The following is a 229-nucleotide window of genomic DNA, read 5'->3' as shown; positions in this document are numbered from 1 at the left end:
ACCATTCGCGGCATGGGTTATGTGCTGGAAAGCCGTGTGCTGGAGAACCCAAGTGGCCGCTAACTCGATCGCCCTGCGCCTGAGCGGCATGTTCACCCTGGTCGCGCTGCTGATCTTCGTGCTGATCGGCGGCGCGCTGTACCAGCAAGTGGACCGTGGCCTGGGCTTGCTGCCCGGCGCCGAGCTGGATGCACGCTACAGCGTGCTGGAGTCTTCGGTGACACGCTTC

At 64.2% G+C, this 229-nt stretch carries 1 pseudogene; it reads left to right on the top strand.

The features are described from left to right. Positions 1-52 precede the first annotated feature (52 nt). A pseudogene (locus SB756_RS36255) lies at positions 53-229 on the top strand (two-component sensor histidine kinase); the annotation flags it as partial.

This window comes from Pseudomonas sp. SIMBA_068 (assembly GCF_046534705.1).
GTDB lineage: Bacteria > Pseudomonadota > Gammaproteobacteria > Pseudomonadales > Pseudomonadaceae > Aquipseudomonas > Aquipseudomonas putida.
This window is presented reverse-complemented; position numbering and strand designations above follow the sequence as displayed.